The sequence below is a fragment of the Pseudoduganella violaceinigra DSM 15887 genome (assembly GCF_000425385.1).
In the GTDB taxonomy this organism is placed as follows: domain Bacteria; phylum Pseudomonadota; class Gammaproteobacteria; order Burkholderiales; family Burkholderiaceae_D; genus Rugamonas; species Rugamonas violaceinigra.
In genome coordinates this window covers 180,066-203,746 of the sequence record NZ_AUDI01000016.1, presented here as the reverse complement: position 1 = coordinate 203,746, position 23,681 = coordinate 180,066, and the positions used below count along the sequence as shown (strand labels likewise).

The window sequence follows — 23,681 nt, the reverse complement described above, 5'->3', positions numbered from 1 at the left end:
CGCGCACAGATAGCGGCGCCGCAGCAGCGGCGCCGTTTTTTTTGGAGGAGAAACAGTGCTTAGTGTCAGTGGATTGAGCAAGACTTACGGGGCGCGGCGCGCCGTCGACGGCGTGTCGTTCCAGGTGCAGCGCGGCCAGACTGTCGGGCTGCTGGGACCGAACGGTGCGGGCAAGTCGACCACCGTCGGCATGATCTGCGGATTGATCCAGGCGGACAGCGGCACCGTTACGCTGGACGGCCAGCCGGTCGGGCAGGGCGCCAGCCCGGCCAAGCAGAAACTGGGGCTGGTGCCGCAGGATCTGGCGCTATACGAGGAGCTGCCCGCGATCGAGAACCTCAAGCTGTTCGGCGCGCTGTACGGCATGAAGGGGGCGGCGCTGAACCAGCGTGCGCAAGAGGTGCTGGCGCTGGTCGGCTTGTCGGACCGGGCGAAGGAGAAGCCTTCCACGTTCTCGGGCGGCATGAAGCGCCGCCTGAATATCGGCGCCGCGCTACTGCACGACCCGCAGCTGCTGATCCTCGACGAACCGACCGTGGGCGTCGATCCGCAAAGCCGCAATGCCATCTTCGACACTCTGGAGGCCTTGAAGGCGCAGGGCCGCTCGCTGATCTACACCAGCCATTACATGGAGGAGGTGGAGCGCCTGGCCGACCATATCGTGATCATCGACCACGGCAAGGTGCTGGCGGACGCGCCGCCTGCGGAGCTGTACCGCCGCCTGCCGGCGCAAGCGGCCCTGCAGGTCGAGCTGGCCGATGCCGCCGCGGCGCCGGCCGAAACGCTGCTGAGCGCATTGGCGGGCTTGCCCGGCGTGGCCGGCGTGCGCCGCGCTGGCGCCCAGTTCGACATCAGCCTGCACGACAGTGCCCATGCGGCGCCGGTGCTGCGCTGGCTGGACGAGCAGGGCCACCGGCTGGCGCATTTCGCCACCGCCCGCACCAAGCTGGAAGACATCTTCCTCTCCCTGACCGGCCGCACCCTGCGCGACTAAGGAATTCCAATGACAGCAATGATTGCCATGATCCGCAAGGATCTGATCCTTTACCTGAACGACAAGCGCGCGCTGATGCTCAACCTGCTGATGCCGATTGTGCTGGCTGCCTTCTTCGGCTCCTTGTTCGGCGGCGCCGCGGGCAGCAACAGCAGCAAGATTGAAATCGGCCTGGTGCAGCAGGACAGCAGCGTGATCGGCCGCAAGATTGGCGCATCGCTGAAGGCCGATGCGGCGCTGACGGTGCAGGAATTGAGTCTGCAGGAAGCCCAGGACAAGGTCCGCGCGGGCAAGCTGATGGTGGCCGTGGTGATCCCGGCCGGTTTTGGCGATGCGGCTGGCCAGTCCCTGTTCCAGCCGGGCAGCAAGCCGGAATTGCCAGTGTATTACGATCCTTCGCAATCGACCGTGCTGGCGATGGTGAAGGGCCTGCTGACGCAGCATGTGATGCAGGGCGTGACGGGCGAAGTGATGGGCGGCGGCTCGGGCAGCAAATATACCGAAGAGAGCCTGAAAAGACTGGACGAGGTGCCCGCCAGCGCAGACAAGGCGGCACTGAGGGACCTGCTGGGCAGCCTGAAGAAGTTCCAGGAGCGCGCGGCAGCCAAGCCGGAGAAGAGCGGTGGCGAGGGCGTGTCGGGCGGCGGCGGTTTGAGCGTGCCGTTCACCACCAAAGATGAGGCGCTCAGCTCCGGTCCGAAGTACAACGCCTATGCGCACGCGTTTGCGGGCATGGGTGTGCAGTTCATCCTGTTCATGGGGATCGACCTGGGTATCGGCATCCTGCTGGCGCGCCGCATGGGGATCTGGAACCGCCTGCTGGCGGCGCCGATCACGATGTCGCAGGTGCTGGTCTCGCGCGCGCTGTCGGGCGCCATGATTGCCGCGGGCCTGATGGTGGCGATTTTCGCCTGCGCCATGCTGATTTTTAAGGTGGAAATCACCAATGTGGCCGGGTTTGCGCTGGTCGTGGGAGGCTTTGCCTTGATGACGGCGGCGTTCGGCCTGCTGATCGCGGCCTTCGGCAAGACACCGGAAGCGGCGCGCGGCCTGGCGGTGTTTGCCACCTTGATCCTGGTGATGCTGGGCGGGGCCTGGGTGCCGACCTTTGTATTCCCGGCCTGGATGCAGCAGTTGACCCTTGTCGTGCCGACGCGCTGGGCGGTCGACGGCCTGGATGCGATGACGTGGCGCGGGCTGGGGATGGATGTGGCCTTGCAGACCGCCGGCGTGCAGCTGGCGTTTGCGGCGTTGTTCGGGACGCTGGCGATCTGGCGCTTCCGCGCCCAGAATCGGTAAAGCGGCAGCCGCAGGCCGGTGTCTGGCCCCGCGGGTCAGACACCGGGGTACCGGCTTTAGAGGTTCGGCGCCAGCCAGCGTTCCAGCTGGTCCTTCTCGACACCGCGGCGGGCCGCCATATCGGCCACCTGGTCTTCGTTGATCTTGCCAACGGTGAAGTACTTCGATTCAGGGTGCGCGAAGTAGAAGCCCGAAACGGCCGCACCCGGGAACATCGCAAACGACTCCGTCAGTTCCATCCCGATCTCGTTCGCGTTCAGCACGCGGAACACGTCCGCTTTCACGGTGTGCTCCGGGCAGGCCGGATAGCCTGGCGCCGGACGAATGCCGCGATACTCTTCCTTGATCAGCTGCTCGTTCGACAGCCTCTCTTCGGCCGCGTAGCCCCACAGGTCTTTACGCACGCGCTCGTGCAGGTATTCCGCAAAGGCTTCCGCCAGGCGGTCGGCCAGCGCTTTCAGCATGATCGACGAGTAGTCGTCGTGCGCATCCTCGAAACGCTTTTCGTATTTCTCGATGCCCAGGCCGGCGGTGACGGCGAACATGCCGATGTAATCCTGCTGGCCCGAATCCTTCGGCGCGATGAAATCGGACAGGCATTGGTTCGGACGCTGCACGCCGTCGATCACCGGCTTCAGGCCCTGCTGGCGCAGGCCGTAGTAGGTGAAGGCCACTTCCGAGCGGGTCTCGTCGGAATAGATCTCGATATCGTCGTCGTTGACGGTGTTCGCCGGCAGCAGCGCGATCACGCCGTTGGCGGTAAGCCAGCGGCCTTCGATGATCTTCTTCAGCAGCGCCTTGCCTTCTTCGAACACCTTGGAAGCCGCTTCGCCCACCACCTCATCGGTCAGGATGGCGGGGAAGGGACCGGCCAGGTCCCAGGTCTGGAAGAACGGGCCCCAGTCGATGTACTCGGCGATCGCCGCCAGGTCCACATTCTTGAACATGCGGCGGCCGACGAACTTCGGACGCACCGGGGCGAACGCCAGCTTGGCCTTGTTGGCGCGCGCGGCTTGCAGCGACACGGTCGGCAGGGCCTTCTTGTTGGCGTGCTGCTCGCGGATGCGGGCGTAGTCGTGGTCCAGTTCCTCTACGAACTTGCCGCGCTGCTCGTCGGTCAGCAGGGATTGCGCCACCGACACCGAACGCGATGCATCCGGCACATATACCACCGGGCCTTCGTAGTTTTGGGCGATTTTCACGGCGGTGTGGGCGCGGCTGGTGGTCGCGCCGCCGATCAGCAGCGGGATCTTCATCATGCGGAAGTGCTCGTCGCGCTGCATTTCCTTCGCCACGTGCGCCATTTCCTCGAGCGACGGGGTGATCAGGCCGGACAGGCCGATGATGTCGGCGTTTTCCAGCTTGGCGCGCGCCAGGATCTCGGAAGCGGGCACCATCACGCCCATGTTCACCACTTCGAAGTTATTACACTGCAGGACCACGGAGACGATGTTCTTGCCGATGTCGTGCACGTCGCCCTTGACGGTGGCGATGACGATCTTGCCCTTCGGCTTGGCCACGATGCCGGTGCGCGCTTCTTCCGCCTTTTTCTCTTCCTCGATGTAGGGAATCAGGTGGGCCACGGCCTGCTTCATTACGCGCGCCGACTTCACCACCTGCGGCAGGAACATCTTGCCCTGGCCGAACAGGTCGCCGACGATATTCATGCCGTCCATCAGCGGGCCTTCGATCACATTGATCGGGCGGCCGCCGCTGTTGAATACCTGTTGGCGCATTTCTTCCGTATCGTCGGTGATGAACTGGGTGATGCCGTGCACCAGCGCGTGCGCCAGGCGCTTTTCGACCGGCGCATTGCGCCATTCGAGGTTGGCCGTTTCCTGCTTGGCGCCGCCCTTCAGGGTCGCCGCGAACTCGATCATGCGCTCGGTCGCGTCTTCGCGGCGGTTCAGCACCACGTCCTCCACGCGCTCGCGCAATTCTTCCGGCAGGTCGTCGTACACGCCGACCATACCGGCATTCACGATACCCATAGTCATGCCGGCTTTGATGGCGTGGTACAGGAAGACTGTGTGGATCGCCTCGCGCGCGGGATCGTTGCCGCGGAAGGAGAACGAAACGTTCGATACGCCGCCGGAAATCTTCGCATGCGGCAGGTTATTCTTGATCCAGCGGGTCGCTTCGATGAAGTCCACCGCGTAGTTATTGTGCTCCTCGATGCCGGTTGCCACCGCGAAGATATTCGGGTCGAAGATGATGTCTTCCGGCGGGAAGCCGACTTTTTCGGTCAGCACCTTGTATGCGCGTTCGCAGATCTCGATCTTGCGGGCAAAGGTGTCGGCCTGGCCTTTTTCATCGAAGGCCATGACGATGACGGCGGCGCCGTAGCGGCGGCACAGTTTGGCCTGGCGGATGAATTCCTCTTCGCCTTCCTTCATCGAGATCGAGTTCACCACGGACTTGCCCTGCACGCACTTCAAGCCCGCTTCGATGACCGACCACTTGGACGAGTCGATCATGATCGGCACGCGTGAAATATCGGGCTCGGAAGCGATCAGGTTCAGGAAGCGGGTCATGGCGGCCTGGGAATCCAGCATCGCCTCGTCCATATTGATGTCGATGACCTGCGCGCCGTTCTCCACCTGCTGGCGGGCCACCGACAGCGCCTCGTCGTACTGCTCGTTCAGGATCATGCGCGCGAAGGCCTTGGAGCCGGTCACATTGGTGCGCTCGCCCACGTTAACGAACAGCGAATCGTCGTCGATGGTGAACGGCTCCAGGCCGGACAGGCGCTGCGCCACCGGCACATGCGGCAAGGCGCGCGGCTTGGCGGTCGACAGCAGCTTGGCGACGGCGGCGATGTGGTCGGGCGTGGTGCCGCAGCAGCCGCCTGCAACGTTGATGAAGCCGGCGTCGGCGAATTCGCGCAGCAGGCGCGAAGTGTCGTCCGGCAGCTCGTCGAAGCCGGTGTCGCTCATCGGGTTGGGCAGGCCGGCGTTCGGGTAGATACAGACGAAGGTGTCGGCGATCTGCGACAGCTCCTCGGCATAAGGGCGCATCAGGGTCGCGCCCAGGGCGCAGTTCAGGCCAATGGTCAGCGGCTTGGCGTGGCGCACCGAGTTCCAGAAGGCCGGCACGGTCTGGCCGGACAGGATTCGGCCGGAAGCGTCGGTCACGGTGCCGGAGATCATCAGCGGCAGGCGTTCGATGGCTGGGCGCTCGTCGAAGTACTGGTCGATGGCGAACAGCGCCGCCTTGCAGTTCAGGGTATCGAAGATGGTTTCAACCAGCAGCACGTCGGCGCCGCCGTCCACCAGACCGCGCACCTGCTCGTAGTAGGCGGTGACCAATTGGTCGAAGGTGACATTGCGGGCGGCCGGGTCGTTCACATCCGGCGAGATGGATGCCGTCTTCGGGGTCGGGCCGAGGGCGCCGCAGACGAAGCGCGGCTTGTCGGCCGTCGAATACTTGGCGGTGGCCGCTTTTGCCAGCTTGGCTGCCGCGACGTTCATTTCATACGCCAGATGGCCCATGAAGTAGTCGTCTTGGGCGATGGTGGTGGCGCCGAAGGTGTTGGTCTCGATCATGTCGGCGCCGGCTGCGAGGTAGCGCTCGTGGATTTCCTGGATGATGTGGGGCTGGGTCAGCGTCAGCAGCTCGTTATTGCCTTTGACGAACAGCTCGCGGTGGCCACTGCCTTCCGGCGCCGCGAAATTGGCGAAGCGCTCGCCGCGGTAGGCCTTTTCGTCCAGTTTGTACTGCTGGATGATGGTACCCATTGCACCGTCCAGGAACATGATGCGCGTCGCGAGCAGCTCGCGTAGCTGGGCTTCGGTCTTGGAGGCTGGACGGTTCGAGTTAGTCATCTGGGTATCGAAAGGTGGGCAATAGGGGACCTGAAATTATACGGCAAAGCAGCAATTGCCCTCGGCCATGGCTGGCCGCCAAGGCGATAAGGTCGGCATTTGCTTATACAAAATGTCCACTTTTCTTCCTGACCCCACGGTGGACATTACTTGCAGTTGCAGCGTAGTTGGGCGCGCTTGCTGCGCGCCTGGGACGGCATGCCCGGTCAGCGGAACAAGGTCGCGCATGGAGCATGGAATTGTTGTTATGTAGTTAATTTTATCCCGTTCGCCGGGATTTGTGCAGAAAGCGCACAAATCCTGTGTTGCCATAAGGCTAGCAACTCGCCGCCCGCCTGTCTAAGATGGCTTCATCTACCAACCACTTTGAAGGAGCTCCAAATGCCTATCCTGAATATCACCGTCAGCGGCACCCCGGAACAAGTGCCAGCCAAAAAAGTCACCAGTATCCTGATGAAGCACACCGCCGAAATCCTGCACAAGGCGCCGGCCTTGACCGCCATCGCCGTGCACTACACGCCGCGCGAGCAATGGTTCGTGGGCGGCGAATCGCTGGCGGAGCTGGGTAAAGCGAGTTTCTTCTTCGATATCAAGGTCACCGACGAGACCAATACCGCCAACGAAAAGGCGGCCTATATCGCGGCGGTGTGGAAGGATATGCAGGCGCTGCTGGGTGAGCTGCATGAGGTGAGCTACATCCATATCGACGATGCGCGCCCGGCAGCCTGGGGCTGGGGCGGCCTTACGCAGCAGTTCCGCGCGGTGCAGAAGATGCTGATGTAAGGACTGCCTGTTCGACCGCGCTGCCGCCGTCAAATGGCGGGGGCAGTGCGATAGACGCCCGCGGCATAGTCGACGAACGCGCGTACCTTGGGCGATAAATGGCGGCTTTGCGGGTAAAGGGCGTACAGCTCGCGCGACTTGGGCGTATAGCCGGGCAGCAGCTCGACCAGCGCGCCGCGCGCCAGGTCCTCGCGTACGATGAAGGCGGCGGCATTGGCAATGCCGACGCCGGCCACCGCCGCCGCGCGCAGGGCGATGTTGGTGTTGGCTTGCAGCGTGCCGCGCACGGCGACGGCATGCTCCGTCCCATCCGCACCCGTCAGCAGCCATTCATTGGCGCGGGCGGCCGCCGTGTAGACCAGGCAGTTGTGCGCCGCCAGGTCGGCCGGGATCGCGGGCGCGCCGTGCGCGCGCAGGTAAGCCGGGCTGGCGACCAGCTTGACCTTGCTGCTGGCCAGGCGGCGCGCGACCAGGGTGGAGTCCTGCAATTCGCGCGCCAGCCGCAGGGCGACGTCGAAGCCGTCCTCGATCAGGTCGACCAGGCGGTCATTGCATACCAGGTCCACTTGCAGCCCGGGATACTTCGCCATGAAACCTGGCAGCCACTGGGCCACTTCGATGGTGCCGAAGGCCATCGGCGCGTTGATACGCAGGATGCCGGTGGGTTCTGCCTGGTGGCGGCCGGCGTTGCGGTCGGCGTCGTCCAGCAGGTCAAGCACCGCGCGGGTCGACTCGTAGTAGTCGCGGCCCGCATCAGTCAGGGCGAAGCGCCGCGTGGTGCGGTTCAGCAGCTGGGCGCCGAGGTGCTCTTCGAGCTGGCGCACCTGGCGCGAGACGATGGTGTGGGAGATGCCGAGGGCGTCGGCGGCAGCGGTAAAACTGCCCAGTTCAACGACGCGGCGGAGCGCGCGCAGCGCCGCGAGTTGGTCCATTTACTGGAATCGCTGCCCGTCGAGCGGGAAGCCTTTGATGAATTCCTCGGCCGGCAGGCGCTTGCCACCCGGCTTTTGCAGCTGCGTCAGGCGCAAGGTGCCTTCGCCGCAGGCGATTACGATGCCGTGCTGGGCGTCGGCCGCGATCACCTGGCCGGGAGCGGCCTTGCTGCCGCTCTCGAGCACTTCGGCGCCCCACAGTTTGATGGTGGTGCCGTTCACATCGCCATGCGCGCCGGGGAAGGGGTTGAAAGCGCGGATCTTGCGGCCGATTTCGCGCGCGGGCTGGGTAAAGTCCAGCGCCGCTTCTTCCTTCAGAATCTTGTTGGCGTAGGTAACGCCGTGTTCCGGCTGCGGTACCGCTTCCACCACGCCTTTTTCCATCTTGTGCAGCACCTTGACCATCATTTGGGCGCCCATGGCGGCCAGCTTGTCGTGCAGGGTGGCGGTGGTGTCCTGCGGCGTGATCGGGGTGCGTTCGATCAGCAGCATCGGCCCGGTATCCAGGCCTTCCTCCATCTGCATGATGGTGACGCCGGTTTCCGCATCGCCCGACTCGATCGCGCGATGGATCGGGGCGGCGCCGCGCCAACGCGGCAGCAGGGAGCCGTGGATGTTCAGGCAGGGTTTGATGTCGAGGGTGGCGCGCGGCAGGATCAGGCCGTAGGCCGCGACCACCATCACGTCGTAGTCGGTGGCCAGCAGACGCTCATGGGCGGCGTTGGCTTCCGCGGCGCGTTGCGGGTCCTTGGCGTCCATACGCAGGGAGAGCGGCTGCAGCACTTCGATGCCGTGCTTGGCGGCGTATTGCTTGACCGCCGACGGCTGCAGCTGCATGCCGCGGCCGGCCGGGCGGTCCGGCTGGGTCAGTACCAGGGGAATCTCGAAACCCGCTTCGTGCAAAGCCTGAAGGGCGACGGCCGCAAATTCGGGCGTGCCCGCGAAGATCACTTTCATGCTTCCCCCGCTGGTATCAATAACGGCGGCCCGAGGCGCGCAGCGCTTCGTCGCGCTGGATGCCGCGTTCTTCTTTTTGCAGTTTGGTCTTGATGCGGTTGCGTTTCAAGGGGGACAGGTATTCCACGAACACCTTGCCTTTCAGGTGGTCCATTTCATGCTGAATGCACACTGCCAGCAGGCCGTCGGCGTCCAGTTCGAAGGCTTCGCCCTTGACATTGTAAGCACGCACTTTCACGGCGGACGGGCGTTCGACGCCGTCGTAGACGCCGGGCACGGACAGGCAGCCTTCGTCGTACACCTGTTTTTCTTCGCTCGACCACAGGATTTCCGGGTTGATGAAGGCGGTCAGGCCGGTTTTGTCTTCGGTAATGTCGATGACGACCACCTGCTCATGCACGTCCACCTGGGTGGCGGCCAAGCCGATGCCGGGGGCGTCGTACATGGTTTCCGCCATGTCTTCCACCAATTTGGCCAGGCGCTCGTCGAACACGGCCACAGGTTTGGCAACTTTGTGCAGGCGGGGGTCTGGGTAGCGGAGAATATTCAGTTTCACGGCGGGAATCTTGGTTAAACTATAATGAAAGTGCGGTAAACTGCGCATATTATGTGTGCACGATTGCTTCTGTGACACGAATTCCTTGCTTGATCAGGGTAATATGGGCAGAATTTGATTTCAGTGAGGCAAGCCTTTGTGGCCTTCCGTCATTGCCGCACCTAATGGATATATCAATGAAAAATTTTAGCACAAGCAGCAGCCGCCTGTTGGCCGCGGCCATGTTTTGCGGTGTGACGGCCGTTTCGGCCCACGCAAAACCTATCGTTTGCGAATTCAAGCCGAACGCGCCCGACAGCCATACCGTAGTCAAGGGAGATACCCTGTGGGATATCTCCGGTACCTTCCTCGACAAGCCTTGGTGCTGGCCGCAGGTCTGGGGTATGAACAAGGAAGAAATTGCCAATCCGCACTGGATTTATCCAGGCCAGATCGTGTGGTTCGACCGTGAAGCCGGCCGTCTGCGCCTGGGTAACAAGGTCGGCGGCGATGGCAGCACCGGCGATATGCGCCTCGGCCCGCAACTGCGCACCGAAGGCCTGGGCAAGGAAGCCGTCAGGTCGATCCCGTCCGGCGTGATCGAGCCGTTCCTGACCCAGCCGCTGATCATCGAAGACGATGAAATGGCGAACGCACCGCGCATTCTCGCTACCCGTGGCGGCCATGTCTTCATCGGCAAGGGCGATAAGGCCTATGTCCGCGGCGATCTGAAAGGCGGCACCTCGTTCCAGGTCTTCCGTCCGGGTAAACCGCTGAAAGACCCGCTGACCCAGAAAGTCGTGGCGCAGGAGGCGTTCTACCTGGGCACGCTGAAGCTGGAAACCGAGTCGAAAGAAGTCGGCGGCGTGCATACCTTTGTGGTCGCTGCCGCCAAGGAAGAAATGGGCAAGGGCGATATGCTGATGGCAATGCCGCCGATGCCGATGCAAAACTATGTACCGCATCCGCCGGAAGTGGACGTCCACGCAAATGTGCTGGCGGTCTACAACGGCGTCACCCACGCCGGCCAGAACCAGGTTGTGAGCATTAATCGCGGAAAGATTGACGGACTCGATGTCGGAGCTGTGCTGCAGCTGTACCATCGAGGTGACACGGTTACCGAGCCTGGCAGCAGCACCGGCCGCTATGGTACTGCTGGCAAAATGGTCAAGCTGCCGGATGAAGAAGTGGGCAGTTTGTTTATCTTCCGCGTGTTCAAGCATGTGTCGTACGGCTTGATCATGCAGGTGACCGAACCGATCGTTGTGGGGGATGTCGCCAAGACAGCGGAGTAATCTCCATGGCCGTGCACGCCACGGACACCCCCCATCCCGCCCGCCAGGACTTCGAGCGCCTGGCGATGTGGCTGCGCCTGGCAAATACGCCAGGCGTCGGCCGCCACGCAGCTTCCCGGCTGCTCCAGCATTACCATTCTCCCCAGGCAGTTTTTTCCGCGGCCAATTTGCGCTTTGCGGTAGCGCCTGCGCACGAGCACGGCGCCGGCGATGATGCGGCGTCCGGCATGTCGCTCGACGCGGCGCGTCTTCTTGCGGGCCCCCTGCCGGCGCGGATACACGCCCTGGCCGAAGCCACACTTGCATGGGCGGCGCAGGACGGCAACCACCTGGTCATGCTGGGCGACCCCGACTACCCGCCAACGCTGCAGCATATTGCCGACCCGCCCTTGCTGCTTTACGCCAAAGGCGACCCCGGCCTGCTGCGCCGCGAAGGCGTGGCGGTAGTGGGCGCTCGCAACGCCACCACGCAAGGCAAAGCCAACGCGCGCCAGTTTGCGCACGCGCTGAGCGAGGCCGGCATGCTGGTGGTGTCCGGCCTGGCGCTGGGCATCGATGCGGCCGCCCATGAAGGCGGGCTGGCCGGGCCGGGCCGCACCGTGGCCGTGATCGGCACCGGCATCGACCGCATCTACCCGCGCCGCAATGCCGCCCTGGCGCGCCGCATCGCCGAGGAGGGTTGCCTGCTCAGCGAGTTCCCCCTTGCCGCGCCCGCCCGTCCCGAGCATTTCCCGATCCGCAACCGCATCATCGCCGGCATGGCGCGCGCCACGCTGGTGGTGGAAGCGGCGGCCAAATCGGGCTCGCTGATCACCGCCAACGCGGCCGTGGACGCGGGGCGCGATATTTATGTGCTGCCGGGCTCGGTGCATGCGCCGCAGTCGGCCGGCTGCCATGCCCTGATCCGCGCCGGCGGCCGCCTGGTCGCCACGCCGGAGCACTTGCTGGAAGACCTTGGCCTGCCGCTGCCGGGCGCCGCGGCCGCCCAGAGCGACGAGGCGGGGAGCTGGCTGCTGGCGGCTCTCGGCCACGATCCGGTCGGGGCCGATGAACTTGCTGCAAGGTTGCAACTTGCGCCAGGTGATATGCAGGCAAGTTTGCTTGCCCTGGAACTGGCCGGTGTGGTGGAAAGGCTGCCCGGCGGCGCTTTCCAGCGGCTGAAAGGCGCGTGAACCGCCGCAACGCTTGTGCCCGGCTCGCAGATGCTGCTAAAGTAGCGCCATGTTTGACATCCTGGTTTACCTGTACGAGACCTATTACCGCCCTGATGCCTGCCCTGAACCCGCAGCATTGGCAAAGAAACTCTCCGCAGTCGGCTTCGACGACGTGGAAATTTCCGAGGCGCTGGTCTGGCTGAACGATCTTGCCGCCATGGCTGGCGTCGAGCAATCGCTGACGGCCGCATCGACTGGCACGCGCTTTTACGTGCGCCAGGAGCTGGACGTATTGGGCACCCCTGCCGTCGGCTTTATCCAGTTCCTGGAGAGCGCCGGCCTGCTGTCCCCGCTGCAACGTGAAATCGTCATCGAACGCGCCCTGGCGCTGGACGAGGCGCCGGTGTCGCTGGGCAAGCTGAAGATCATCGTGCTGATGCTGCTGTGGAGCCAGGGCAAGGAACCGGACGCCCTGATGTTCGACGACCTGTTCGGCGCAGAAGAAGAACAGGCGCCTCGCCTGTTGCATTAAGCACACTCTTGCCAGCGTTGCCCTGCGCTGGCCGTTTCCGTAATAATATTCGCAGCGTAGTGATGCATCACAAGCATCACTTGGCATCGTTTACTTTCTAATGTTGTATGATGCGCGCTGCCGCATTCACCGACGAGAACTATAAATATGAGCAAAGCCCTCATCATCGCCGAGAAACCTTCTGTCGCGAACGACATCGCGAAAGCGCTTGGCGGCTTCAGCAAGCACGATGAGTATTTCGAATCCGACGACTACGTGCTGTCCTCGGCAGTGGGTCACCTGCTGGAAATCGCCGTGCCGGAAGAGCACGACGTCAAGCGCGGCAAATGGACCTTCACCCATTTGCCGATGATCCCGCCGTACTTCGCGCTGAACCCGATCGCCAAGACTGAATCGCGCCTCAAGGTGCTGAACAAGCTGATCAAGCGCAAGGACGTCACCACCCTGATCAACGCATGCGACGCGGGCCGCGAAGGTGAACTGATCTTCCGCCTGATTGCGCAGAATGCAAAAGCCAAGCAGCCGGTCAAGCGCCTGTGGCTGCAGTCGATGACGCCGAACGCCATCCGCGACGGCTTCACCCACCTGCGCAGCGACGACGAGATGCTGCCGCTGGCCGACGCCGCGCGCTGCCGCTCGGAAGCGGACTGGCTGATCGGCATCAACGGCACCCGCGCCATGACCGCTTTCAACTCGAAAGAGGGCGGCTTCTACCTGACCACCGTGGGCCGCGTGCAGACGCCGACCCTGTCGATCGTGGTCGAGCGCGAAGAAAAGATCAAGAGTTTCGTCTCGCGCGACTACTGGGAAGTGCGCGCCGAATTCGTGTGCGCCGCCGGCGTGTATGAAGGCCGCTGGCTCGACACCAGCTTCAAGAAAGACGAACACGATCCGGAGAAGCGCGCCGAGCGCCTGTGGAGCAAGGCCGCTGCCGACTCGATCGCGCTGGCCTGCAAGGGCAAGCAGGGCAACGTCAGCGAGGAGTCGAAACCGACCACCTCGATGTCGCCCGGCCTGTTCGACCTGACGTCGCTGCAGCGCGAAGCCAACTCGCGTTTCGGCTTCTCGGCCAAGAACACCCTGGGCCTGGCGCAGGCGCTGTACGAAAAGCACAAGGTGCTGACTTATCCTCGTACCGATTCGCGCCACCTGCCGGAAGACTACCTGCCGACCGTCAAGGACACGCTGGAAGTGCTGAAAGAAAGCAATAACTACAACCAGTTCGCCAAGCAGATCCTGGACAAGGGCTGGGTCAAACCGAACAAGCGCATCTTCGACAACACCAAGATCAGCGACCACTTCGCCATTATCCCGACCGGCATCGTGCCGAAAAACCTGAGCGAACCGGAACAGAAACTGTACGACCTGGTGACGCGCCGCTTCATGGCCGTGTTCTTCCCGGCTGCGGAATTCCTGGTCACCACGCGCTTTACCGAAGTTTCCGGTCACCAGTTCAAGACCGAAGGCAAGGTGATGACCAACCCGGGCTGGCTGGCCATCTACGGCAAGGACGCCGCGAGCGACGACGACAAGGAAGGCAGCGGCGGCAACCTGGTGCCGGTGGCCAAGGGCGAGAAGGTGCAGACCGAAAAGGTCACGCCGAATGGCCTGGTGACCAAGCCGCCTGCACGCTATACCGAAGCGACGCTGCTGTCGGCAATGGAAGGCGCGGGTAAGCTGGTCGACTCCGACGAGCTGCGCGACGCCATGGCCGGCAAGGGCCTGGGCACGCCGGCTACCCGTGCGGCCATTATCGAAGGCCTGCTGGGCGAGAAATACCTGCTGCGCGAAGGCCGCGAAATGATGCCGACGGCGAAAGCCTTCCAGCTCATGACGCTGCTGCGCGGCCTGGGCGTGAGCGAACTGACCGCGCCGGAGCTGACCGGCGAGTGGGAATACAAGCTGTCGCAGATGGAAAAGGGCCGCATCTCGCGTGAAGAGTTCATGCGCGAAATCGCGCAGATGACCCAGATCATCGTCAAGCGCGCCAAGGAATACGACAACGACACCATCCCGGGCGACTACGCGACCCTGTCCGCGCCGTGCCCGAACTGCGGCGGCGTGGTCAAGGAAAACTATCGCCGTTTCGCCTGCACCAAGTGCGAGTTCTCGATGACCAAGGTGCCGGGTGGGCGCCAGTTCGAAATCGAGGAAGTGGAGCAACTGCTGCGCGACCGCACCATCGGCCCGCTGCAAGGTTTCCGCTCCAAGATGGGCCGCCCGTTCGCGGCGATCCTGCGCATTGTGCGCGACGAAGAGATCAAGAACTTCAAGCTGGAGTTCGACTTCGGCCAGAACGATGAGGAAGGCGAGGACGGCGAAGGCGTCGACTTCACCGGCCAGACCCCGCTCGGCCCGTGCCCGAAGTGCGCCGCCGGGGTGTACGAGATGGGCTTGGCCTATGTTTGCGAAAACCAGGTAGCCAAGCCAAAGACTTGCGACTTCCGCTCCGGCCGCATCATCCTGCAACAGGAGATCCTGCCGGAACAGATGGCCAAGCTGCTCAATGAAGGCAAGACCGATCTGCTGCCGGGCTTCATCTCGCAGCGGACCCGCCGGCCGTTCAAGGCCTTCCTGGTACGCGGCAAGGATGGCAAGATCAGCTTCGAGTTCGAGGAGCGCAAGGCCAAGCCTGGCGCGGCCAAGAAGACGGCAGCCAAGGCGGACAGCGATGAGGGGGCGGCCGAAGCGGCACCAGCCGCCAAGCCGGCAGCCAAGAAGGCCGCCGCGAAAAAGGCTCCCGCCAAAAAAGCTGCAGCCAAGAAGCCGGCAGCGAAAAAGGCAGCCGCCAAGAAAACCGCAGCAGCGGAATAAACCAACGGGACCCGCGCGGTCCCGTTTTATTTCATACGACTCCATGAAAACATTGCGCCGGGCGGCGGCCGCCGCCGTCGTTGCCGTCGCAGCCCTGCCTGCGCGGGCTGCCGTCGAACGTATCGAGATCACGGAACGTGTGCCGTTTGCGCCGGGCGTCAAGTTCGGGGAGGCCGGCGAATACGAAAAGCTGCGCGGCATCGCTTACTTCTCGCTCAACCCCAAGGCCGCCGCCAACCTGCCTATCGTCGACCTGAAGCGCGCCCCGCGCGACAAGCGCGGCATGGTGCGCTTTTCCAGCGAGTTCGTGCTGCTGCGGCCCGTGAGCGGCAAGACCGGCACGCTGGTATACGACGTCAACAACCGCGGCAATATCGTGGTGCTGGGCCAGCTCAATGGCAAGGCGCCGAAGAACAACGATCCCACCACGGCGGACGATGCCGGCGACGGCTTCATGATGCGGCATGGTTTCAGCATGCTGTTCTCGGCCTGGACCTGGGACGTCGCGCCTTCGCCTGCCGGCGTGCGGCCGCTGGTCTTCAAGGCGCCCGTGGCGAAAGGCCTGCGCGGCATGTCGGCCAATGAGTTCATCGTCGACGCGCCGGCCGACGTGGCCAGTTACGCCGGCCTGCGCGGCATCGGCTATGAACCCGCCACCGCTAACGATCCGGAGGCGGTGCTGACGGAGCGTACCCGCCAGGGCGATATCCGCCGTCCCATCGAGCGCAACCGCTGGGAATTCTTGGCGCCGGAGCAGCCCGGCGGCCCGGGCCGCATCAAGCTGCAAGGCGGCTTCCAGACGGGGACGATCTACGAGGTACGCTATGAGGTGAAAGACCCGCGCGTAACCGCTGCCGGGCTGGCCGGCATCCGCGATTTGCTGGCGTATTTCCGCGATAACCCGATCGAAGGCGCCTCGCTGCCCAAGACGGTGCTCATGTTCGGCTACAGCCAGTCGGCACGCCTGATCGGCCGCATGCTGCATGACGGTCTGAATCTCGACGAGCAAGGCCGGATGGTATTCGACGGCGCCTTGCTGGAAGTGCCGGGCGCTGGTGGATCGAGCGGCTTCAATAGCCGCTTCGTGCAGGTCACGCGCCATCCGTCGATGCTGGAGGAACATGACTACCCGAGCGATTCCTTCCCGTTCACCAGCACGCCGACGCGCGACCCTGTGACCGGCCGCATCGCTTCCACGCTGGACCACGCGAAGGACAAGTATGGCCGCGCGCCGAAGCTCTTGATTGCCAACACCTCGGCGGAATTCTGGAACCGCGGCGCCTCGCTGGTGACCACTGCGCCAGATGGCGTGGGCGACGTTGCCCCGGCCGCCAATGTGCGCGTGTACGGCTTGATGGGTGCCCAGCATTACGTGGGCCGTTCGCAGACCCGCAGCCCCTTCACCGCCTGCACGTCGACCACCAACTACTACCTGCCGCTGCGGGCCCTGATGCTGGCGCTGGACGGCTGGACCAGCAAGGGCACGCCGCCGCCGGCCAGCGCCTATCCGCGCCTGGAGGACGGCACCCTGGTTTCAGTGGAGGCATACCGCAAGGCCTTCCCGGCCGTGCCGGGACTGACGCCGCCGGAGCAGAACCTGCGCGAGCCGCGGCTTGACCATGGCGCGCGCTTCCTCTCGCAAGGCATTGCCGATATGGTGCCCGCCGCGCAGAAGATGGCGTTTGAGACCCGCGTCCCGGCACCGGACGGTGACGGTAACGACCGTGGCGGTGTGCGCCTGGTGGAGCTGCAAGCGCCGCTCGGCACCCACACCGGCTGGAACCTGCGCGCGCCGGAGACCGGCTTCGCCTGGGCCACTTCGCGCTACGAGGGCAGCTTCGTCCCGTTCGCCCGCACTGAGGCAGAGCGCAAGGCTGCCAACGATCCGCGCCCAAGCCTGCAGGCGCGCTACGCCAATCGCGACGCCTTTATCGCCGCCACCCGTGCCGCCGCTGTGCGCCAGGTTGCCGCGCGCTTGTTGCTGCAGGAAGATGTCGAACGCACTGTTGCCGAACGCGCCGGCCTGTACGACCGCATCATGGCGCGCGATCCTGCCGACCAGGGCTGCAACTATCTGTATGCCAATCCATGAAAAGACTGAAGCCACGTCACTCTTTTGTTCTCACCCCAAGTCAATGATCCGCCCACTTGTTCCTAGCCTCATCACTTGCGGTCTCGTGACATTTCTGCTTTCTAACCGGTACATGGGCTTTCTCCTCTTTTTTGGGGCCCTGCCGTTGGTTCCGTGGCTGATCCATTCCAGTTGGAGCGCCATACGTAAGCCTGCGATCAGGCCGCTGACTCTTATCCGCATGGGAATCTGGATACTGGGCGTAATGGTCGTCCTCGGGACCCATGCGTACATGAATGCCGCGGCGAGAAAAGAGGGGCAGCGTATTGTCGCCAAGGTCGAAGCATACATAGCACAGCACGGATCTTGCCCGGAATCGCTGGCTACGGTCGGCATCGGCAGGGACGAGGTAAAGGAAGTAATCGGTATCAATGGCTATATATGTGAGGCAGGTAAGCCCATGTTCTCGTATGGCAGTACCTTCATGCCATTTGAAATGGAGAATTACGACTTCACGCAACACCGCTGGACCCATGTTTACGATTAGGCGGGGACCGGCTTTGGACCCTCGATATAGCAAGAGAATGCAAGCCTACTGGGCACGAGCGGAATCCCGTGGCCGCTGCAATATCGACCGCCTCGACTTCACTGGCTGGTTCGACTACTGGCACACTCACCTGGATCTGTACGGGCGGGGTAACTGTCGGCCCGAGAATATCCCGGAAATTGCGGCAGCAACCGTGCGCCTGTTGCTCTACATGGAGTTGCGGGGAAAAGCCCGACCGGAGCCGATCCAGTATTGGGCAACCCTCTGCGGCAATACGATGGACAATGCCGTCTATGCTCACTCGCCAAATCCAAATGGTTCCGCCTATCCCCATGATTTCCCCGGCGTGACTTGGGATTCGCCTGCTCCGGATTGGATGATGGCCGCCATGCCTGCGACGCACCAGCTTGGGTCGGCCAGCTATGATGGCGAAATTGTTTACCTCGTTCGGGCACGGGGCGAATAGGGCGATGTAACATATGAACACTCCATCGTATTTATATCTTCTGGCTTGTCTCGCGGTGGTAACGCCTTGTGTCTTTCTTGCATGTGAACGCGCAGTGAAGTCCTTCGAGGTCCGCTACGAATCTCGGCTTTCACTTGTCGACGCATTGCGCCAGCTATCGATTCTCTGCGCCTCATGCAACTCGAAGACAATGGCGTTGCGGTGGATCGCCGGTTCGGTGAGCGAATCAAGTGTTACTCTTGAATGTCGAACTAAGGGAATGAGCAAGCCTCTGATGGAATTTGATGGTTGCCTTTGCGATCAAGGAGAATACGTTGTTTTGCAAGGCATCTTTCACATGCCGTTCAGGGCTAAATGCCAGTTGTCCTGCGTTCTTTCATTGCTAACCTTGTTCGTTGTCTTGGCAAGTCGTGACGTGATATTCAATCACAATCTGGAAGCGGCGGGCGGAATTGTCTTTTCGCTTGCCATAGCGGCGTTTGTGGTCGCTATTTTCAAGATCAAGACAAAAGATTCGCTTTCAGTCGTGAAATGGTTAGCTTCATCGATCAAAATAGCGCTGCTAGAAGCTACGCCTGCGACGGGGCGCGTATGAACGCAGCAATGCCGTGCGGTCAGGTGGCCGACTTGCCGGAGCATTTTCGGCAGGAAGCCTTCGAGAAGTCTGAGCTATAACAATCCATGAAAAAACTGAAGCTTCCAAATACTTTTGTTCTGCTGTTCATCATCCTGGCATTGATTGCACTGGCCACCTGGCTGGTCCCTGGCGGGAAATATGAAACCCACCTGGTGAACGGCAAGCAGCTCGTTGACCCGGACACTTTCCACTACATCGAGAGCAAGCCGCAGGGATTGGCGCAGTTGCTGATGGCGCCGATCAAGGGCTTTGCCGAAGCGGGCCTGATCATCGGCTTTGTCATGCTGACGGGCGGCACTTTTAACGTGCTGCACAAGACGCAGGCGGTTGACGCCATGATCAAATCCATCGCCAAGGCGCATTCGCGCTCGCGCGTGGTGCGCATGGCGCTGATCCCCGTGTTCGTGACGCTGTTCTCGATTGGGGGCGCCACGTTCGGCATGAATGAGGAAGCGATTCCCTTTATCCTGATTTTTGTGCCGCTGGCGCTGGCGCTTGGGTATGACACCATTACCGGGGTCTCGATTCCCTTCCTCGGTTCGCAAGTGGGCTTTTGCGCGGCGTTCCTGAATCCCTTCAACGTCGGCATCGCGCAGGGCATCGCGGGCGTGCCGATGTTCTCCGGCATCGGCTACCGTGTGATCGTATGGTTCATTGCAACCGGCGTCACTATCGCCTTCCTGATGTGGTGGGCGGCGCGCATCAAGCGCCATCCTGAGAAAAGCCCGACCTATTTGCTGGACCTGGAAAAACGCGCGGAAGGCGTGGTTGACGTCAGCGATTTCGACGGCATGACCATGCGCCATCGCCTGGTGCTGTGGATTTTTGTCGCCACGCTGGGCGGCATGGTGTTCGGCGTGGTGAAGTTCGGCTGGTTTATCGAGGAGATTGGCGCGCTGTTCCTGGCCATGACTATTCTGGTGGCGCTGATCGGGCGGCTCAGCTCCGACGATGCCGTGGCGGCGTTTGTGCAAGGCTCGAAGGATTTGGTTGGCACCGCGCTGGTGATCGCGCTGGCCCGCGGCACGATGGTGCTGGCGCGCGATGCTCACATCATCGACACCATGCTGCACGCCCTGATGCCGCTGGTGTCCTCGTCTTCGCCGGTATTCTCGGCGCAGAAGATGTTCCTGATCCAGTCGGTGATCAATTTCTTCATCCACTCCGGCAGCGGCCAGGCGGCCCTGACCATGCCGATCATGGCGCCGCTGGCCGACCTGGTGGGCGTGACGCGCCAGACCGCGATCCTGGCCTTCCAGTTCGGCGAGTTCACCACGCCGATGATTCCGACGTCGGGCATCACGGTCGGCGTGTTGGCGCTGGCGCGCATTCCCTGGCTGACCTGGGCGCGCTGGATGGTACCGCTGCAGTTGATTTACCTCGTCCTGGCGCTGCTGTTGCTGGTGCCGCCTTGTCTCATGAACTGGTAGGATGGCTCTCATGGAAACCGTCAAAACCCCTTTGTCCGCGCCTTACGGCTCGGTATATTGCGAACTGACCAGCTACCACTTCGGCAAGCCGGGCGGGCCCAAGGCGTATATCCAGGCCGCGCTGCATGCCGACGAGGTACCGGCCATGCTGGTGGCGCAGGAATTGCGCAAGCGCCTGCAGGCGCTGGATGCTGCGGGCAAGGTGACGGGAGAAGTGATCCTGGTGCCGGCGGCCAACCCGATCGGCTTGGCCCAAGTCATCAATGAGCGGCCGTTCGGGCGCTTTGACCTCAGCAACGGCATCAATTTCAACCGCGGCTATCCCCACTATTTCGAACAGCTGAAAACCCGCCTGCTAGGGCAGTTGGGGAGCAATGCTGAAGCCAATGTGCGCACCATCCGCCGCCATCTGCGCGAGCTGGTCGCCCTGTGGCAGCCGACGTCGGATGCGACCACGCTCAAGAAAGCGTTGCTGGAGATGGCGATCGATGCCGACGTGGTGCTGGACATGCATTGCGAAAATGAAGGGGAGCTGCACCTGTACGTCGGCACTGCGCTGTGCGAGATCGCCCAGCCGCTGAGCAAGCTGATGGGCGCCTGCGCCGTATTGCACACCAGCGGGGCCGGCGGCGAGCCTTTCGATGAGGCCTGCAGCCGGCTGTGGTGGGACCTGGCGGAGCATTTCGGCCCGGACTATCCAATTCCTTCCGCCTGCATGGCGGCGACCGTGGAACTGCGCGGCGAAGTGTCGGTCAGCTACGAGCTGGCGGCGCGCGACGCGCAGGCGATCATCGGCTACCTGCATGTGCGCGGCATGCTCGATGCCGGTGCGGTGACTGTGCCGGAACACGGCTGCGCGCCGACGCCGCTGGAAGGTGTGCAGCGCCTGGATGCGCCGCATGCTGGCATGCTGGTCTATCTCAAGGAAGTCGGGGACAAGGTGCGTGCCGGTGAAGTGATCGCCGACCTGATCGATCCGGTCAGTGGCGATACCACGCATCTGAAGTCGGAAGTGGACGGCGTGCTGTTCACGCGCCTGTCGCACCGCTACATCATCCGCGGCATGAACGTGGCGAAGATCGCCGGCGCCGAGCCGTTCCGCAGCGGCAGCTTGCTGAGCCTTTAAGGCGTTTCGACGGTAACGTTTTCGCGTGCGGCCGTGGTCGAGGCGATCACGCGCCACAAGCCGGCTGGCGTGCGGCGCCACACCGTGATTTCGGCCGCCTTGTACGGCTTGCCCACAGCGCGCGCAAAGAATTCGCCACAGGCGATCTCATACTGGATGCGGCCATCATCGAGCTGCTTCCGGCCGGCGTTCACCGGGCCGGCGGCTTCGCGCCACCAGTCTTCCGTGTAGCTGCCGTCGACTCCCGTCTCGTGCAAGGCGTCTTCGCTGTCGAAACGCATGACGCCTGCGTCAAGTTCCGGGCTGACCAGGGGGTAGGCGATTTCGGGCTGCCACTCGCAGCGTTCGCCCTCCACCACCGTGGTGCCGGCAAAGCCCGTCACGGCCTTGCGGTCGGCGGGAATGCGCAGGTCGATATGGAAGTCCGCCGCCTGGAACCACCAGACCGGCGTCACCAGGTCGCTGCTGCCGTCGCTGCGCCAGATGCCTTTGCGGCGCCACAGCCCCAGGTAAATATTTGGCACGCTCATTTGAGGTCGTCCGTCTCGAAGTAGATGGTGCCGCCGATGGCAGCCATATTCGCCTTCAGCGCCATGGCCAACGCATCATTGCCAGTGCCTTGCAAGCCCCACTTGCGCACCTGGACCGGTGCGGTCGGCGCACCCGGCGCCGCATGGTAGGAAACGATATGGTCGAAGTCGGGGCGGGCATCGATTTCCTTGACCAGGAAGCGCTGCGCGCCGCTGCCGATCTGCATATAGCGCGACAGCGCAGCGTCGCGCGGCTTGTCGTCCAGCTGGCGGAAAAGCAGTACCTTGTCGATGACAATGTTCGCGGCCTTGTACTGGGTGTTGCCGCCCCGTTCGAAATGGCCTTGCACAATGTCGGCCTTGAAGCCCTTGCGCTGCTTTTTCGCTTCCGGGGCCAGGGTGCTCAGTTCGAATTTTTCGGGATCGATGGTCCACAGGGCATCCTTGCCATCGAGCCGCTTGCGCAGTGCGGCATCGGTGGCTTTGTCTTCGATATGGACTTGCAGGATAACCTGGAAGTCATGCGGGGCATGGAACATCGGCAGGTGCGAGGCGTACAGGCCCTCCTGTCCGCCGAACAAAGCCATGCCGTGGCTGCCGTAGGTGGCGTCGGCCGCATGCAGCGGGAGCGTGCAAAGCGCAAGCAACGCGCCTGCGATGGAGGAACGTATCGGGTTCATGCTTTGACTAAAAGTTTGCCTCGGTGTTCGCCGGTAAAGAGGGAATTCAAGGCAGCGGGTAGCTGGTTGAATCCTTCCACCACGGTTTCCTCAAACACGATGTCTCCCGATTTTACCCAAGGTCCGACGATGCGGATCATTTCGTCCATGCGATGCAGGTAATCTCGCGCCAGCATGCCCTGGATGGTGGCGCGTTGATACAACAGGTGCTGCAGCAGGCGCGGTCCCATTTCCGCGGTTTCAAGACCGCCGCTGTACTGGCTGATCTGGCCGCAGATGACGATGCGCGCCCTGCGGTTGATGATGGGGATGATGGCGTCGGTGACCATGCCGCCGACGTTGTCGAAATAGACGTCGACGCCGCCGGTCAGGGCTTTTATTTCGGTACTGAGCGCCTCCGCGCTATCGAACGCCTTGTAGTCGACGGCCCAGTCGGCGCCCAGCTTTTCCTTCAGCCAGGCGCATTTCGCCCCGCCGCCGGCGATGCCCAGTACGCGCGCCCCGTGGCGCTTGGCGAATTGCACCACTAGCGAACCGACCGCGCCGGCGGCGCCGGATACCACCACGACTTCGCCTGCATGCGGTCGGCCGGACTCGGTCAGGCCGAACCAGGCGGTGCGGCCGGGCATGCCCAGTACACCAAGCGCGGTGCTCACGGGGGCCGCTTGCGGATCAAGCTTTTTCAAGGCGCTGGCGTGCGTTCTGGCGTGGGTTTGCCAGCCGGTATAGCTCAATACCCAATCGCCTGGGATGAAGCCCGGCGAGCGGGAAGCCAGTACCTGGGCCACCACGCCGCCTTGCTGCACAGTGTTCAGCGGATGCGGGTCGGGGTCGTAGGTCGGCTTGCTGGACTGGCCGATGCGCATATAGGGATCCACGCTGAACCAGCGCGCTTCAAGCAGCACCTCGCCGTCGGCAAGGGTGGTGTCGAGTGCTTGTTCGACCAGTTCGTAATGATCGGGAGTGATGGCGCCTACCGGCTGTTGGCGGTAGATCCATTGGCGTTGGAGGATGGTGTTCATATTGGCATGGTATGCTGGGTGATTGTGTCTCGTAAAGCAACTTAAATTCACTG

At 62.8% G+C, this 23,681-nt stretch carries 20 protein-coding genes; 13 read left to right on the top strand and 7 right to left on the bottom strand.

Translation table 11 applies throughout. From position 1 onward, the window contains the following. The first annotated feature begins 55 nt into the window (after positions 1–55). Together H597_RS0111855 and H597_RS0111850 are read left to right on the top strand one after the other, a co-directional pair. A complete protein-coding gene (locus tag H597_RS0111855) occupies positions 56–994 on the top strand; it encodes an ABC transporter ATP-binding protein (protein WP_028102338.1) in 939 nt (312 codons plus the stop codon). 9 nt (positions 995–1,003) lie between these two features. Beyond that, positions 1,004–2,293 carry an ABC transporter permease gene (locus H597_RS0111850; protein WP_028102337.1) on the top strand — a complete coding sequence of 430 codons (1,290 nt, stop codon included), beginning with the start codon at positions 1,004–1,006 and terminating at the stop codon, positions 2,291–2,293. A 56-nt stretch (positions 2,294–2,349) separates the two neighbouring features. On the opposite strand, the gene metH is transcribed toward H597_RS0111850, so the two are convergent. After that, positions 2,350–6,117, bottom strand: coding sequence for a methionine synthase (gene metH, locus H597_RS0111845; protein WP_028102336.1), 3,768 nt, complete (start codon positions 6,115–6,117; stop codon positions 2,350–2,352). 381 nt (positions 6,118–6,498) lie between these two features. Between metH and H597_RS0111840 the strand changes: the two genes are divergently transcribed. After that, entirely contained in the window at positions 6,499–6,900 is a 402-nt protein-coding gene (locus H597_RS0111840; protein WP_028102335.1) for a tautomerase family protein, read from the top strand. A 29-nt stretch (positions 6,901–6,929) separates the two neighbouring features. Here the strand turns inward: H597_RS0111840 and H597_RS0111835 are convergent, their stop codons facing one another. From H597_RS0111835 to def, 3 genes are read right to left on the bottom strand one after another with little or no spacing between them, the layout of a single operon-like run. Continuing rightward, positions 6,930–7,832 (bottom strand): LysR family transcriptional regulator, encoded by a 903-nt coding sequence (locus tag H597_RS0111835; RefSeq protein WP_028102334.1) that lies wholly within the window; start codon positions 7,830–7,832, stop codon positions 6,930–6,932. After that, on the bottom strand, positions 7,833–8,789 hold the full coding sequence (gene fmt, locus H597_RS0111830) for a methionyl-tRNA formyltransferase (protein WP_028102333.1): 957 nt from the start codon (positions 8,787–8,789) through the stop codon (positions 7,833–7,835). A 16-nt stretch (positions 8,790–8,805) separates the two neighbouring features. Then, positions 8,806–9,345, bottom strand: a complete 540-nt coding sequence (def, locus tag H597_RS0111825; RefSeq protein ID WP_035373996.1) for a peptide deformylase — start codon at positions 9,343–9,345, stop codon at positions 8,806–8,808. A 176-nt stretch (positions 9,346–9,521) separates the two neighbouring features. On the opposite strand from def, the gene H597_RS0111820 reads away from it, so the two are divergent. The 10 genes from H597_RS0111820 (at position 9,522) to H597_RS0111775 (ending at position 21,396) form a co-directional block, all read left to right on the top strand. Beyond that, positions 9,522–10,619: a LysM peptidoglycan-binding domain-containing protein gene (locus H597_RS0111820; RefSeq protein WP_028102331.1), complete on the top strand. Its 1,098-nt coding sequence runs from the start codon at positions 9,522–9,524 to the stop codon at positions 10,617–10,619. Positions 10,620–10,624: 5 nt separating this feature from the next. Continuing rightward, positions 10,625–11,791: a DNA-processing protein DprA gene (gene dprA / locus H597_RS0111815; RefSeq protein WP_035373932.1), complete on the top strand. Its 1,167-nt coding sequence runs from the start codon at positions 10,625–10,627 to the stop codon at positions 11,789–11,791. Positions 11,792–11,840: 49 nt separating this feature from the next. Then, positions 11,841–12,305 (top strand): Smg family protein, encoded by a 465-nt coding sequence (locus tag H597_RS0111810; protein ID WP_028102329.1) that lies wholly within the window; start codon positions 11,841–11,843, stop codon positions 12,303–12,305. Between the two features lie 147 nt (positions 12,306–12,452). Continuing rightward, positions 12,453–15,119: a DNA topoisomerase III gene (locus tag H597_RS0111805; protein ID WP_028102328.1), complete on the top strand. Its 2,667-nt coding sequence runs from the start codon at positions 12,453–12,455 to the stop codon at positions 15,117–15,119. 43 nt (positions 15,120–15,162) lie between these two features. Continuing rightward, the gene (locus H597_RS0111800) at positions 15,163–17,211 is read left to right on the top strand and encodes an alpha/beta hydrolase domain-containing protein (protein WP_154668071.1); all 2,049 of its coding nucleotides are present in this window, start codon (positions 15,163–15,165) and stop codon (positions 17,209–17,211) included. Beyond that, positions 17,198–17,737 (top strand): hypothetical protein, encoded by a 540-nt coding sequence (locus tag H597_RS0111795; RefSeq protein ID WP_154668070.1) that lies wholly within the window; start codon positions 17,198–17,200, stop codon positions 17,735–17,737. Before H597_RS0111800 ends, H597_RS0111795 begins: the two co-directional genes overlap by 14 nt. A gap of 37 nt (positions 17,738–17,774) precedes the next feature. Next, complete coding sequence (locus tag H597_RS30615) at positions 17,775–18,203, top strand: hypothetical protein (RefSeq protein WP_051293716.1); 429 nt, start codon at positions 17,775–17,777, stop codon at positions 18,201–18,203. 259 nt (positions 18,204–18,462) lie between these two features. Further along, positions 18,463–18,798 carry a hypothetical protein gene (locus H597_RS0111785; RefSeq protein ID WP_028102325.1) on the top strand — a complete coding sequence of 112 codons (336 nt, stop codon included), beginning with the start codon at positions 18,463–18,465 and terminating at the stop codon, positions 18,796–18,798. 86 nt (positions 18,799–18,884) lie between these two features. Next, positions 18,885–20,270: a YfcC family protein gene (locus H597_RS0111780; protein ID WP_028102324.1), complete on the top strand. Its 1,386-nt coding sequence runs from the start codon at positions 18,885–18,887 to the stop codon at positions 20,268–20,270. Positions 20,271–20,280: 10 nt separating this feature from the next. Further along, the gene (locus H597_RS0111775; protein WP_028102323.1) at positions 20,281–21,396 is read left to right on the top strand and encodes a succinylglutamate desuccinylase/aspartoacylase family protein; all 1,116 of its coding nucleotides are present in this window, start codon (positions 20,281–20,283) and stop codon (positions 21,394–21,396) included. Here the strand turns inward: H597_RS0111775 and H597_RS30610 are convergent. From H597_RS30610 to H597_RS0111760, 3 genes are read right to left on the bottom strand one after another with little or no spacing between them, the layout of a single operon-like run. Continuing rightward, complete coding sequence (locus H597_RS30610) at positions 21,393–21,926, bottom strand: hypothetical protein (RefSeq protein WP_051293715.1); 534 nt, start codon at positions 21,924–21,926, stop codon at positions 21,393–21,395. The genes H597_RS0111775 and H597_RS30610 overlap by 4 nt on opposite strands. Then, a complete protein-coding gene (locus tag H597_RS0111765; RefSeq protein ID WP_229632153.1) occupies positions 21,923–22,606 on the bottom strand; it encodes a hypothetical protein in 684 nt (227 codons plus the stop codon). Before H597_RS0111765 ends, H597_RS30610 begins: the two co-directional genes overlap by 4 nt. Next, the gene (locus H597_RS0111760; protein WP_028102321.1) at positions 22,603–23,628 is read right to left on the bottom strand and encodes an NADP-dependent oxidoreductase; all 1,026 of its coding nucleotides are present in this window, start codon (positions 23,626–23,628) and stop codon (positions 22,603–22,605) included. The genes H597_RS0111765 and H597_RS0111760 overlap by 4 nt, the downstream gene beginning before the upstream one ends. Positions 23,629–23,681 lie beyond the last annotated feature (53 nt).